Origin of the sequence: Burkholderia sp. Bp9140, assembly GCF_003853425.1 — a bacterium.
Classification (GTDB): domain Bacteria; phylum Pseudomonadota; class Gammaproteobacteria; order Burkholderiales; family Burkholderiaceae; genus Burkholderia.
Map to the genome: position 1 here is coordinate 121,107 of NZ_QTPQ01000022.1, position 12,925 is coordinate 134,031.

Here is a 12,925-nt window from a genome sequence, read left to right on the forward strand (position 1 = left end):
GACAACCCATGATTACGCTCGACAACGTCTCGAAGTGGTATGGCAAGCATCAGGTCCTTTCGGCATGCAGCGCGGCGGTATCGAAAGGCGAAGTGGTCGTCGTCTGCGGGCCGTCCGGCTCCGGCAAGTCGACGCTGATCAAGACGATCAACGGTCTCGAGCCGTTCCAGAAAGGCAGCATCGTCGTCGACGGGATGCGGCTCGGCGATCCCGCCGCGAAACTCGCGCAACTGCGCGCGCGGGTCGGCATGGTGTTCCAGCATTTCGAGCTGTTCCCGCATCTGTCGATCACCGACAACCTGACGCTCGCGCAGGTCAAGGTGCTCGGCCGCCGCAAGGACGAAGCGATCGAGAGCGCGATGAAGCTGCTCGATCGCGTCGGCCTGAAGGCGCACGCGCATAAGTATCCGGGGCAGTTGTCCGGCGGGCAGCAGCAACGCGTCGCGATCGCGCGCGCGCTTTCGATGAACCCGGTCGCGATGCTGTTCGACGAACCGACTTCCGCGCTCGACCCCGAGATGATCAACGAAGTGCTCGACGTGATGGTCGAGCTCGCGCGCGACGGCATGACGATGGTGTGCGTCACGCACGAGATGGGCTTCGCGAGGAAGGTCGCGCATCGGGTGATCTTCATGGACCAGGGCGCGGTGGTCGAGGATGCGGCGAGCGATGCGTTCTTCGCCGCGCCGCGCTCCGAACGCGCGCGCGACTTCCTCGACAAGATCCTGCATTGACCGCGCGACGGCCTCGCTCCCATTTCACCGACTTTCAAAGGACGACATCTTGAACCACCTGCATTCGACCGACACCCTGCTCGCTCACGAAGGCCGCTCGCACGGCCAGCCCGGCTCGCCGGTGAACCCGCCCGTGTATCGCCAGTCGACGCTGCTCTTTCACGGCACCGACGCGCTCGACGCGGTGCGCGGCACGCCGCTCGCGTACGGGCGCCACGGCAGCCCGACCACGCGGGCGCTCGAGAAGGCGCTCGCGCGCCTCGAAGGTGCGCACGCCGCGCTGCTCACGCCGAGCGGGCTCAGCGCGATCACGACCGCGCTGCTCGCGGTGCTGAATCCCGGCGATCATCTGCTGATGGCCGACTCGGTGTACGACCCGACCCGCTCGTTCTGCGACGAGACGCTCGCGCGGCTCGGCATCGAGACGACGTACTACGATCCGTCGATCGGCGCCGGCATCGCGTCGCTGATGCGGCCGAACACGCGCGTGGTCTTTACCGAATCGCCGGGCTCGCTGACCTTCGAGGTGCAGGACATCCCCGCGATCTGCCGCGTCGCGCACCAGCACGGCGCGCTCGTGCTGCTCGACAACACGTGGGGCACGCCGCTGAATTTCCGCTCGTTCTCGCACGGCGTCGACGTGTCGATTCACGCTGCGACCAAATACATCGCCGGACACTCCGACGTGCTGATGGGCGTGATCCTGACGACCGAAGCGCTCGCGCAGAAGGTCACGCGCTGCTACCGGCAACTCGGGATGACTGTCAGCGGCGACGATGCGTACCTCGCGCTGCGCGGCCTGCGCACGTTGTCGGTGCGCCTCGAGCGCCACCAGCGCAACGCGCACGTGCTGACCGAATGGCTCGCGCGGCAGCCGGAAGTCGCGCAGATCCTGTATCCGGCGCGGCCGGGCGATGCCGGCCATGCGCTGTGGCAGCGCGATTTCACCGGCGCGTGCGGATTGTTCGGCCTGGTGCTGCATCCGCAGCCCGACGATGCGGTGCGCGCGCTGCTCGACGGCATGACGTGCTTCGGCATGGGCTACAGCTGGGGCGGCTTCGAAAGCCTGATCATCCCGTCGAATCCGTCGCGCCACCGGACCGCGACGCAATGGCAGGCGGCCGGCCCGCTGCTGCGCATTCACGCGGGGCTCGAGCATCCGGACGACATGATCGCCGACCTCGACGCCGGGTTCGCGAGAATGCGCGCCGCCGCGGCCGCGCTCGCGGAAGCCTGAGATCGGGCAGCCTCACCCCGCACCACCCTTTTTCTTCAACGTTCGACCACCCAGACCACCCACCGATAGCGAGGCCATCATGAAAGACACGCTGTTCATTCTCCGCCCGGGGTTTTTCAAGGACTCCGAAGGTCCGTTCTACTGCGGCGACTCGGTTGCCGTCGAAGGGCTGCTGAGCTTCTATCCGCAGCTGCGCGACGCCGTCGCGGTCGAGTACATCGACGCACCGCGGCCGCGCCAGCCGATCGTCGCGCTGATCGGCGAGGGCAACCAGTCGGCGCCGGTGCTCGTGCTCGGCGACGGGCCGGCGCCGAAGGATGACGCGGTCAGGATCCGCGAACACGACGGCCGGCGCTTCATCGATTCGCCGGCCGACATCCGGCGCTATCTGTCCTCGCAATACGGCGTCGCGCACGCCGCATAAGCACGCCGCATAAGCACGCCGCGGCTGATTCGCCGCCGGCAGGCGATCGGCACATTGCTCGCGCTCGACACGTTCGCGCAACACGCGTTCGGCGCCAGCAACGCCAACGGCCAGGCTTGCCGCTGCCGGCAAGCCTGGCCGTTGTGCCTTTCGGCGCGGCGCAGGCGCGCTGCTCGATGGACACATGAAGCGCGCCGTCGAAGTTGCCGAGCGTTCATGCGCAGTCGCATGACGCATGCGCGTCGCGTGACGCCGCCGCACACCCTGCGCCGCCTGCGTCGACCGGATCCGGCGCCTGCTTCCCGGGTGTTCGGTCACGCCCCCGGCCATGACTTCCGCCGCATTGTTCACCCGCCGCGCGCCGCGCACAGTGGCCACACGGCTGCGCGTCCGCTTCGACCCGCGCGCCGTCTCGACGGCCGAGCGACGCCGGGTTATCGACACGAGGGGACATCGTGCAACTTCGACTCACCACCGGCAGTGACGACCAGGACGATCTCGCGGCGCTCCGCGACGCGACCCGCCGCAACGGCACGCGCGCGACGCGGCAAGCCGTCGACGCGCCGCCGTACACGCTCGACTTCGTACTGTCGTACGGCGTGAATCCGACCGATCGCGCATTCGACGTGCCCGACTCGCTGCAATACATCGCGCACAACGACGGCCGCAGCCGGAGGGAAGTCGTCGTGTTCGCGGTCGACCGCACGCGAACGCGCTGGCAGCGCGTCGCCGAAGCGCCGTGCGAGCGCCACCTGTCGAGCGCGGATCGCGAACGCGTCGCGATCCACGCATTGGACGTGGACGTGCCGGGCGCGGACGGTGCACCGTGACATGGGCGCCCCGCGCTTCGGACGCTGGCGCGCGCGGCAGGCGATGCCGGCGCCGCCACGCGCGCCGGACGATCTCGCCGCGCAGCTGTGCGACGAATGCGAGGCGATGGCGCGCTATGCGCTCCATCACGGGCTGCCGATCGAGCCCGAACTCGTCGCGCGGCTCGCGGCGTTGATCGCGGCTGCAGGTTCGGCCAGCCCCACGGCCAGCCCGACGGCCGGCGCATCGACCGCCACGCCGCTGACGCCCGCGCAGCAGCACGCGCTCGCGGCGATCCACCGCAAGCTCGCGACGCTCGTCGCGCCCGCGACGCCGCAAGCGGTGGCCCTGCTCGACATGCACCGGCGCCAGGCGCACCCGTTCGCGTGGCTCGGCCCGGTGCCGCTGATCCGGCTGCTGACCGGCTCGGCGCTCGGCTTCCTGCTCGCGGTCGTGCTGACGAGCCTGTCGCCGCAAGTGTCGGGCGAGAACATCGAGCGCGGCTTCCTGCAATCCAACGGCATGCAGCTGCTGTGGAACACGACGTTCCTGCTGTGCTGCGCGGGCCTCGGCGCCTCGTTCGCGACGCTGTTCCAGGCGCACCACTACGTCGCCGCGTCGACCTACGATCCGAAGTACGACGCATCGTACGGCGCGCGGCTGATCCTCGGCGTGATCGCCGGCCTGATCCTCGTCGAGATGCTGCCGGCGCAGCTGTTCGCGCAGGGCAGCATGCACAGCTTCGGGCGGCCGGCGCTCGCGATGCTCGGCGGCTTCTCGGCGACGGCCGTGCACCGCGTGCTGCAGCGGCTCGTCGAAACGCTCGAGACGCTCGTGCAGGGCGATCGCTCGGCCGACGTCGGCGCGGCGCTCGCCGCGAATCGCGCCCGCGCTGCCGGCGAACGCGCGCAATGGCAGGGCGAACTGGCGGCGAGCCTGCTCGACCTGCAGCAATCGCTCGACGGCGCGGCGTCCGCCGACGTCGTCCGTGCGCGCCTTGCCGAGTTCACGCGCGCGATGCTCGCGGCCCATCCCGTCCCCTCGGGCGCGGACGATCCGTTCCCGCCCGACGCGCCCCGGCAGTAGCGCGCCGCCGCGCTGGCGGGCCGGCCCGGCCGGCACGCCCGTCACACGCATCAGCCCGGTGCATGGCAGGCCGGCGCAAACGGGAAGCCGGCTGAATCGGACGGCACGTGGCGTGCGAGCCACAGCGCCGCCTCCGTCCGGTTGCTCACGCCGATCTGGCGGAACAGCGCGTACAGATGGTTCTTGATCGTGCCTTCCGCGACGTTCAGCACGCGGCAGATCTGCTTGTTCGACTTGCCTTCGGCCAGCAGCCTCAGCACCTCGCGCTGGCGCGGCGTGAGGCGCTCGAACGCGCGCTCGTCGCCGGGCGGCACGCCGCCCGGGCGGCCCTGCGTCGCGCCGCCGTCGTTGGGTGGCACGTAGATCGCGCCGGCCGCGACCCGGCCGAGCGCATCCGCGAATTCGTCGGCGCTCGCGTGCCGGTCGATGATGCCGGCCGCCCCCGCCAGCAGCGCATCGGCAATCGTACGGCGGCACACGGCGGCCACCACGCACAGCCACGGTGCGCCGGCGAACGTCTCGTGCAGCACGCTCGGCCAGCTCGGCCGTGCGGCGTGCTCGTCGCATTCGATCGTGATTGCCTCGACCGTCTCGGGCAACAACGCGTCGCGCAAGCGCAATACGTCCTCGGGACAGCGGGCCGACCATACGTGCCAGTTGACATCGCGTTTACACAGTACGTCCGCCACGCCCGCGACGAATAACGGCGGGCTATCGATCATCATAACGTTCATTGCGCGGTTTCCTCGAAATCGGGATGCTCGGTTTAGGTCTTTTTGCTTCCCTACCCGGCGTTTTTTTTACCGCTCTTTTCCTTGCCGCGCACTAGGCCCGTCGCTCCGTGACGAATGGCCTAATCGGTCCATCCCGGGCTGCGCGCATGCCGCCGGCCTGCTCGCGGCGGCCCAGGCCGCCGGTCATGACGGACGTCATATTTTGTAAACGCCGTCAATTTCCTAACTTGAATAAAGACAGCGAATTTCCGCTGTCTCCCACACGCAGAAGGAGTTTATTCATGGACGCGAATTTCATCGGCTCAGTGATTAACGCTTTACCCATGGACCAAATGATCGCCGGCCCGTTAAAAGCGATGATCAGCGCGCAGACGCAGGCCGCGAAGAGCTACGCGGATTTCCTGATGCAGGTCTGCATCCAGGGCGGCAAGGCCGTGGCCGTCCAGTTCGACTACGACGAGACGCTGGTGGACGAAAGCGGCGTGTCGAAAGGCGTCGTGCAGAAGACGATGCGCATCCCGCTGCTCGCGGCGATCGTCCACCCGATCATCGCGATCGAGGAAGGCACGATCGACTTCGAGATGGAGATCACGCAGTCGGAGAAGTCGTCGTCGTCGACGGAAGCCGGCGGCGAATTCCAGGCGAAGCTCGGCTGGGGCCCTATCAGCGTCAGCCTGTCGGGGCGCGTGTCGCACAAGTCGGAGCAGACGCGCAGCACCGACACCCGTGCGAAATACTCGATCCACACGCAGGTGAAGCGCCAGGCACCGCCCGAGGCGCTGATGCGCGTGATCGACTTCCTGACCGAAGCAGCGACCAAGCCGGTCGTCACCGAAGGCCGCGCGAAGGACGTGAAGCCGCTGCCGGCGACGCCGACCGACGGCAAGCTGGTCGGCGACGCGTCGGGCGGCAATGCCAGCGCGCCCGCCGGGGCGGGGTCGGGCGCGGGCGCGCAGCAGGCCGAGCACGCATAAGCGCGCGGGCCGGCCATGTTCAGGCTCTTCAGACGATCGCGCCGGGCGAGCGGACGCGACGACGCGATAACGCGCACGGGCGGCGGCACCCTGCCGGAACCGGACGGGCCGGTCGCGCCGGCGGCAGGCGCCGCGCCGGGTGGCGCGGGCAGTGCTGGCGATGCGGCCGGCCCGGGCGCCGCCGCGCCGGCGTCGGCAGCCACCGCCGATCCGGCGTGCGGCGCACCGGCCGATGCTGCCGGCGCCCCTGCCGCGCCCGTTCCCGGCACGAACGGTGCGCCGGCCGACGGTGCTTCACCGCCCCCGCCGCCGCCCCCGCCCGCGCCGCCCGGCGCGCCGGCCGACGACGGGCGCCCGCCGCCGCGCGGCATCGCGCTCGACGAAATCGCACGCGGGATGCAGCACGCGGCCGCGGCAGCGAACCAGCTACTCGCGCATCAGTACACGGCCGTGCTCGACCAGTTCTTCGACCGGCGCGACGACGGCCTCCTCGCGCCGCGCGAGGTCACGGTCGCGCTCGACGCCGAGCACGCGATGCCGGTGCCGCTCGTCGCGCTGGCCACCCCGCGCGGGCTCGCGCTCGACCGGATGATCGTGCACCTGACGGTGCGCGGCGACTTCACCGAGGCGCTGCCGGCCGGCGGCATCGCGGGCGACGACCAGCGCGGCCGCTTCTACGTGACGTTCGCGCCGCGCTCCAGGAACAGCGGCACGCAGGACGGCGCGCAACGGCGCGACACCGAGCACATCGACATCGAGATGCAGTTCGCGGCGCTCGCGCCGCCCGAAGCGATCATGCGCGTGATCGACGAATACACGCATCGCCTGGTGCCGCGCGCACGGCCGGGCAGCAAGGAGAACGACGATGGCGAACCAGCCTGAACGCACCGGTGCGCAGGGCATCGCGCTGATCAAGCAGTTCGAGGGGCTGCGGCTCGCGCGCTATCTCGACGCGGTCGGCAAGCCGACGATCGGCTACGGGCACCTGATCCTGCCGAACGAGCGCTTCACGCGAGCGCTCACGCCGGCCGAAGCGGAGGCGCTGCTGCGGCGCGACCTGCGCGGTGCCGAGCTGAACCTGCGCAAGCTGCTGCGCGTGCCGGTCACGCAGCAGCAGTTCGATGCGCTGATGTCGTTCGTCTTCAATCTCGGCGCGGGACGGCTGCGCTCGTCCACGCTGCTGCGCTACCTGAACGCCGGCGCGAGCACGCACGCGGCCGACCAGTTCCTCGTGTGGAACAAGGCCGGCGGCAAGCCCCTCGCGGGGCTCACGAAGCGCCGCCGGGCCGAGCGCGCGCTGTTTCTGTCGTGAGCGCCGTGACGCCGCACCGGCCGAACGTCACGGGTCGCCGCGCATGCCGTTCGCGCCATTTCGTGTGTCGTCGGCTGCCAGTAAGCTGAAACCGTCGCTGAAGTCTTGCCGCACCTGATCCGTTCCAACCATTCGTCACTCGTCACTCGTCACGATAGGAGTCCAGCATGAACGTCACTCGCTCGCCCGGCCGCTCGAAGCCGCCCCGCTCCGCCGTCTCGCACACGCTGCGCCGCGCGCTGGGCGCGGCCTGCGTCGCCGTTGCCGCGGTTGCCGCCGCGGCGACGATCGCGCCGCACGCCGCCATCGCCGCCACCGCCGATCCGTTGCCCGCCTATGCGGCCGACCTGCAGCGCACGTCGGTGTCGGGGCTATCGTCCGGCGGCTTCATGGCCGCGCAGTTCGACGTCGCGTTCTCGAGCCGGCTGATCGGCGCGGGCATCGTCGCGGGCGGCCCGTTCTATTGCGCGGGCGTGAACGAGTTGATTCCACCGGCGGTGGCCGCGACCACGCTGTGCATGCAGCCGATCGGCCCCGCGCCATCCGCGGCCGATGCGTGGCGCGCCGCGCGCACGTTCGCGCAGCGCGGCGAGATCGACGATCCGGCCGGCCTGCGCGGACAGCGCATCTACGTGTTCAGCGGCGCGAAGGACACGGTGGTGTCGACGCGCGTCGTCGACCAGACCGCACGCTTCTACACGCTCGCGCAGGTCCCGGCCGCGAACCTCCAGTACCGCGAATCGCCGGACGCCGGACATGCGTTCATCACGAACCGCCCCGAGGACAACGCGTGCAGTGCGAACACGAGCCCGTATATCGACAACTGCGGCTTCGAGCAGGCGCACGACATCGTGCGCTGGATCTACGGCACACCCGACAAGCCGCTCAATCCGCCGGCCGCGCAGGCACGCGGCAAGCTGCTCGCGTTCGACCAGCGCGCGTTCGATCCGCGGCGCAGCGCGTCGCTCGGCGATACCGGCTACGCATACGTGCCGGCCGATTGCGAGCGCGCGACCTGCGCGGTGCACGTGGTATTCCACGGCTGCGTGCAGAACGTCGCGGCGGTCGGCGAGAAGATGATTCGCGGCGTCGGCTACAACGAGATCGCCGATACGAACCGGTTGATCGTGCTTTATCCGCAGGTCGAGAAATCGGCCGTCAATCCGCTCGGCTGCTGGGATTTCTGGGGCTACACGAGCACCGATCCGCTCCACCCCGGCTTCTACCGCCGCGACGCGCCGCAGATGGCTGCCGTGATGCGGATGGTGCAGCGCCTCGGCGCCGCGCGCCAGTAATCCGCGTATCAACCGCCGTCACACAGTCATCGCGCCTTCATCACGAGGAATCGCCATGTTTTCCACGTTCATCGCCCAATGGGAACGCGCGCACGCCGACGCGCTCCAGCTGTTCGGCAACGCCGCCGCGCAGACGACCGGTACCGGCAGCACACCCGGCGGCCCCGCGTGGCGCGCGTTCGCGCACGCCGCGCTGCTCGCCGGCCACCGCTACACGGATGCATGCCAAGCCGCGACCGACGCGTTGTGGCGCGGTCAGCTCGAACGGTTCGCGCTCGGCAGTTCGGCCGCCGCGGTCAAGGAGCTGGCGGCGCTGAACGCGGATCTCGCGACGCGCTTCACACAAAGCCACCTGCAGCATGCGGGCGCGATGGCCGATGCGGCCGCCCAATATCTCGACGATCTCGGCCGCACGCGCGGTCCGGCCGATGCCGCGATGGCGCTCGGCCGCTTCGCCGGCGACCTGCAGGCACAGGCCCGCGCGCATGCCCTGCACGTCGCGTCGCTCGCGAACGGCGTCGCGCCCGCGCTTGCGCAGTGGGCAGACCGCACGCTGCGCGATGAACGCAGCACGCCCGATCAGGAGCAAATGTCATGAACATCAAGCTCCGCTTCATCAATCGCTCGAACGACTGCGGCAACAGCGAGGTCGTGCTGTTCCAGCGCGACGTGATCCCCGATCTCGACGCATTCGCGATCGCGTGGAAGGTGATTCGCTATTGCGGACGCGACTGCTTTCATCCGTTCGACTACTCGACCGACATTGACGTCGCGCTCGGCGACGAGCACGGCAACTTCTCGCCGCGCATCACGGCACCCGTAGGCGTGCGCTTCGTGGTCGACGCTCAGCCGACCGGACGCGGCCGGCTCGTGCCCGATCCGGCCGACGCGCCGGGCGGCGACATCGAGGTCGTCAACCGGATGCGGCGCGGCGCGGTGAACGTCAACGCGTTCAGCGCGGGCCGGCTGATCGCGGCGAAGGAAGCGGTCGCGCCCGGGCAGAAGGCCGTGTTCCGCTTCACGCCGACGCTGTGGATCGGCGTGGCGTCGCAAGTGCAGGAAAGCCGTGCGCTGCACGCGGCGGTGATGTCGAGCGCGAACACGCTGCTGCCGCTGGCGGGCATCGCCGCGGCCGACATCGTGATGACGGGCGGCGGCACCGGCGCCGACGCGCAGCCGTTCGCGTTCGCGCTCGAGCAGATCGTGCGCGCGTAGCGCCGCCCGACACCGTTTGGACCGGCTTGACGGCACGGCTTCACGGCCGGGCCGGCGGGAAAGGTGTGCGGCAGACCGACTGCCGTTTTTTTCAAACTCAAGGAGCAACGACGTGGATATCCAACTGAACCTGATCAACCGCTCGAACGACGCGAACAACTCGAGCGTCGTGATTTTTCAGAAGAACGTGGCGACCGACTTCGACGAACTCGCGATCGCGTGGAAGGTGATCCGCAACTGCGGCCAGGGCGACAACCATCCGTTCAAGTTCCCGATGACGATGAGCGTGAGCGCGAGCGACAGCTGGGGCAACTACATGCCGCAGCAGACCGCGGCGAACGGCCAGGTGTTCCAGGTCGTGCGCTCCAGCTCGGGCGACGTGCTGCAGCTCGGCGGCGACCCGGGCGCGAGCGCCGAGGTGCAGGTGCGCAACGACCTGCCGGCCGGCGCGATCAACGCGACGATCTACAAGGACGGCAGCGCGCTCGCGCGCAAGACGTCCGTGGCGCCCGGCCAGAAGGCCGTGTTCCAGTTCAAGCCGACGATCTGGATCGGCGTCGCGTCGCAGATCGAACAGGGCGCGCTGATGAATTCCGCGGTGATCTCCGACATCAATACGGAACTGTCGCTGCTCGGCATCGCGAGCGCCGACATCGTGATGACCGGCGGCGGCCCGGGCCCGCGCTCGCTGCCGTTCACGTTCCGGCTGGAAAACGTGGTGATGGCGTAACGGTCCGCGCGCCGGCGACGCATCGCCGGCGCTCTTTCAATCAGTTATCCGAATCGAATCAAGGTGACTCATGGACATCAATCTCAACTTCGTCAACCTGTCGAACGACGTCAACAACAGCCAGGTCGTAATCTTCCAGAAGAACGTGTCGACGGACTTCGACGAGCTCGCGATCGCGTGGAAGGTCATCACCAACTGCGGACGCGGCGACAACCATCCGTTCGTGTTCCCGTTGCTGACGACCGTCTCCGCGAGCGATGCCGACGGCAACTACATGCCGCAAAAGCGCGCGGACAACGGCCAGGTCTTCAACGTGTCGCGCGCGACGTCGGGCAACGTGCTCGCGCTGGCCGGCCCGGCGCCGACGTCGCGCGAGATCCAGCTGCGCAACGACCTGAGCCAGGGGGCGATCACCGCGTCGGTCTTCAAGGACAACCGGCTGCTCGCGCACAAGACCGGCATCGTGCCGGGCCAGAAGGCCGTGTTCGAGTTCAAGCCGACGCTGTGGATCGGCACCGCGTCGCAGATCGAACAGGGCGCGGTGATGAATTCGGCCGTGCTGTCCGACATCAACACCGAACTGTCGCTGCTCGGGATCAAGAGCGCCGACATCGTGATGACCGGCGGCGGCGGCGGCACCACCGCGACCGCGTACCAGTTCCGGCTCGCGAACGTGGTGATGGGGTAAACGGCGCACGCGCGACGGCGAACGGGTTGCGCCCGTCGCGTCGTCGCGCGGCCGCGGTGCGTGAATCAGCCCGCCCGCTGCACGGGCGCCATCTTCGAGAAATATTTCGCACCTCCAACGCATCCGACGACCACGACCGTCACCACGAGCATCGACGGCGGCACCGTCTCGTGCAGCAGTCCGGCCGCGAGCAGGAAGCCGAAGAACGGCTGCAGCAGCTGCAGCTGGCCGACGCCCGCGATCCCGCCGAGCGCGAGGCCGCGATACCAGAACACGAAGCCGATCAGCATGCTGAACAGCGACACGTACGCGAGCCCCCACAGCGCGGCGGCGTCGACGCCGTCGAACGTCGCGGGCCACGTGAACCCCGTGAGCGGCAGCATCACCGGCAGCGACAGCACGAGCGCCCACGAGATCACTTGCCAGCCGCCGAGCTGGCGCGACAGGCGTGCGCCTTCCGCATAGCCGAGCCCGCACGCGACGATCGCGGCCAGCATCAGCGCATCGCCCACCACCGACGCGCTGCCGCCGTTGCGCAGCGCGAACGCGGCCACCGCACCGCTGCCGACCAGCGAGAAAATCCAGAACGGCAGCCGCGGCCGTTCGCCGCCGCGCCACACGCCGAACAGCGCGGTCGCGAGCGGCAGCAGCCCGACGAACACGATCGCATGCGCGGACGTCACGTGCTTGAGGGCGAGCGCGGTCAGCAACGGAAAACCGACCACGACCCCGAGCGCGACGACGACAAGCGATGCGGTCTCGGCACGCGTCGGCCGTTTCTGCTTCAGCGCGACGAGCAGGATCAGGCCGAGCACGCCGGCGATCGTCGCGCGCGCGAACGTGAGGAACAGCGGGTCGAGCCCCTGCACCGCGACGCGTGTCGCCGGCAGCGAGCCGCTGAAGATGATCACGCCCAGCAGGCCGCTGAGCCATCCGTCGGTCGTCTTTTGCACGGTAGTTCCTGTTCGGAAAAAGGTGGATGACCGATGATCCGCCGCCCGCGAAAAGCGCGTAAGCTACAGCCCAATACAATTCCGACAAACTGTACTGGACAACTGACCGTACAGTTCCTTCTCGTCATGAACCGCTCCGTGCCGAACCCTGCTCCGCCCGCGCCCTCGCGCACGCGCGTGGAAACCGTGATGGACACGCTGCACGCGCGGATCGCGAGCCGCGCGCTGATGCCCGGCGCACGCGTGCCGTCGATCCGGATGATGGCCGACGCGCTGCACGTATCGAAATCGACCGTCGTCGACGCCTACGAGCGGCTCGCGAGCGAAGGCGTGCTCGTCGCGCGGCGCGGCTCGGGCTTCTACGTGTCCGGCCACGCACCGCCGCTTGCACTCGCCGAGCTCGGCCCGCGCCTCGATCGCGAACTCGATCCGCTGTGGCTGTCGCGCCAGTCGCTCGAAGCCGCGCCGAGCTCCGTGAAGCCCGGCTGCGGCTGGCTGCCGTCGTCATGGCTGCCGGACGAGAGCCTGCGCCGCGCGCTGCGCGCGGTGTCGCGCGACGAACCCGACGCGCTGACCGACTACGCGACGCCGCTCGGGCTGCCCGCGTTGCGCCAGCAGCTCGCGTGGCGGCTCGCGCAGCACGGCGTCCATGCGGAGCCCACGCAGATCATGCTGACCGACGGCGGTACGCATGCGCTCGATCTCGTGTGCCGGCTGCTGCTGGAGCCGGGCG

Annotated in this window: 16 protein-coding genes; 14 read left to right on the forward strand and 2 right to left on the reverse strand. The window is 69.3% G+C overall.

Annotation, left to right across the window (positions count from 1 at the left end; all coding sequences use genetic code 11):
- Positions 1 to 8: 8 nt before the first annotated feature.
- The 5 genes from DIE21_RS19595 to DIE21_RS19615 all read left to right on the forward strand — a co-directional run bounded on the left by DIE21_RS19595 (position 9) and on the right by DIE21_RS19615 (position 4,291).
- On the forward strand, positions 9 to 734 hold the full coding sequence (locus tag DIE21_RS19595; RefSeq protein ID WP_124499265.1) for an amino acid ABC transporter ATP-binding protein: 726 nt from the start codon (positions 9 to 11) through the stop codon (positions 732 to 734).
- 49 nt (positions 735 to 783) lie between these two features.
- On the forward strand, positions 784 to 1,971 hold the full coding sequence (gene metC / locus DIE21_RS19600; protein ID WP_124499266.1) for a cystathionine beta-lyase: 1,188 nt from the start codon (positions 784 to 786) through the stop codon (positions 1,969 to 1,971).
- A 79-nt stretch (positions 1,972 to 2,050) separates the two neighbouring features.
- Positions 2,051 to 2,395, forward strand: coding sequence for a DUF3088 domain-containing protein (locus tag DIE21_RS19605; protein WP_124499267.1), 345 nt, complete (start codon positions 2,051 to 2,053; stop codon positions 2,393 to 2,395).
- 455 nt (positions 2,396 to 2,850) lie between these two features.
- The gene (locus DIE21_RS19610) at positions 2,851 to 3,225 is read left to right on the forward strand and encodes a hypothetical protein (RefSeq protein WP_185642805.1); all 375 of its coding nucleotides are present in this window, start codon (positions 2,851 to 2,853) and stop codon (positions 3,223 to 3,225) included.
- A gap of 1 nt (position 3,226) precedes the next feature.
- Positions 3,227 to 4,291 (forward strand): hypothetical protein, encoded by a 1,065-nt coding sequence (locus tag DIE21_RS19615; RefSeq protein ID WP_124499268.1) that lies wholly within the window; start codon positions 3,227 to 3,229, stop codon positions 4,289 to 4,291.
- Between the two features lie 50 nt (positions 4,292 to 4,341).
- On the opposite strand, the gene DIE21_RS19620 is transcribed toward DIE21_RS19615, so the two are convergent.
- The gene (locus tag DIE21_RS19620; RefSeq protein WP_124499269.1) at positions 4,342 to 5,025 is read right to left on the reverse strand and encodes a response regulator transcription factor; all 684 of its coding nucleotides are present in this window, start codon (positions 5,023 to 5,025) and stop codon (positions 4,342 to 4,344) included.
- A 281-nt stretch (positions 5,026 to 5,306) separates the two neighbouring features.
- Between DIE21_RS19620 and DIE21_RS19625 the strand changes: the two genes are divergently transcribed.
- The 8 genes from DIE21_RS19625 to DIE21_RS19660 all read left to right on the forward strand — a co-directional run bounded on the left by DIE21_RS19625 (position 5,307) and on the right by DIE21_RS19660 (position 11,239).
- The gene (locus DIE21_RS19625; RefSeq protein WP_124499270.1) at positions 5,307 to 5,999 is read left to right on the forward strand and encodes a DUF2589 domain-containing protein; all 693 of its coding nucleotides are present in this window, start codon (positions 5,307 to 5,309) and stop codon (positions 5,997 to 5,999) included.
- 15 nt (positions 6,000 to 6,014) lie between these two features.
- A complete protein-coding gene (locus DIE21_RS37840; RefSeq protein WP_260432522.1) occupies positions 6,015 to 6,881 on the forward strand; it encodes a DUF2589 domain-containing protein in 867 nt (288 codons plus the stop codon).
- The gene (locus DIE21_RS19635) at positions 6,865 to 7,311 is read left to right on the forward strand and encodes a lysozyme (RefSeq protein ID WP_124499271.1); all 447 of its coding nucleotides are present in this window, start codon (positions 6,865 to 6,867) and stop codon (positions 7,309 to 7,311) included. The genes DIE21_RS37840 and DIE21_RS19635 overlap by 17 nt, the downstream gene beginning before the upstream one ends.
- A 167-nt stretch (positions 7,312 to 7,478) precedes the next feature.
- Positions 7,479 to 8,606: a poly(3-hydroxybutyrate) depolymerase gene (locus DIE21_RS19640; RefSeq protein ID WP_124499272.1), complete on the forward strand. Its 1,128-nt coding sequence runs from the start codon at positions 7,479 to 7,481 to the stop codon at positions 8,604 to 8,606.
- A 55-nt stretch (positions 8,607 to 8,661) separates the two neighbouring features.
- Complete coding sequence (locus DIE21_RS19645) at positions 8,662 to 9,204, forward strand: hypothetical protein (RefSeq protein ID WP_124499273.1); 543 nt, start codon at positions 8,662 to 8,664, stop codon at positions 9,202 to 9,204.
- Positions 9,201 to 9,821, forward strand: coding sequence for a hypothetical protein (locus DIE21_RS19650; RefSeq protein ID WP_124499274.1), 621 nt, complete (start codon positions 9,201 to 9,203; stop codon positions 9,819 to 9,821). The genes DIE21_RS19645 and DIE21_RS19650 overlap by 4 nt, the downstream gene beginning before the upstream one ends.
- Before the next feature lie 112 nt (positions 9,822 to 9,933).
- Positions 9,934 to 10,551: a hypothetical protein gene (locus tag DIE21_RS19655; protein WP_124499275.1), complete on the forward strand. Its 618-nt coding sequence runs from the start codon at positions 9,934 to 9,936 to the stop codon at positions 10,549 to 10,551.
- 70 nt (positions 10,552 to 10,621) lie between these two features.
- The gene (locus DIE21_RS19660) at positions 10,622 to 11,239 is read left to right on the forward strand and encodes a hypothetical protein (RefSeq protein WP_124499276.1); all 618 of its coding nucleotides are present in this window, start codon (positions 10,622 to 10,624) and stop codon (positions 11,237 to 11,239) included.
- Positions 11,240 to 11,304: 65 nt separating this feature from the next.
- Here DIE21_RS19660 and DIE21_RS19665 read toward each other — a convergent pair whose 3' ends face one another.
- Positions 11,305 to 12,192, reverse strand: a complete 888-nt coding sequence (locus DIE21_RS19665; RefSeq protein WP_124499277.1) for a DMT family transporter — start codon at positions 12,190 to 12,192, stop codon at positions 11,305 to 11,307.
- A 126-nt stretch (positions 12,193 to 12,318) separates the two neighbouring features.
- On the opposite strand from DIE21_RS19665, the gene DIE21_RS19670 reads away from it, so the two are divergent.
- The coding region (locus tag DIE21_RS19670) for a GntR family transcriptional regulator (RefSeq protein WP_124499278.1) at positions 12,319 to 12,925 on the forward strand (607 nt) is incomplete at its 3' end.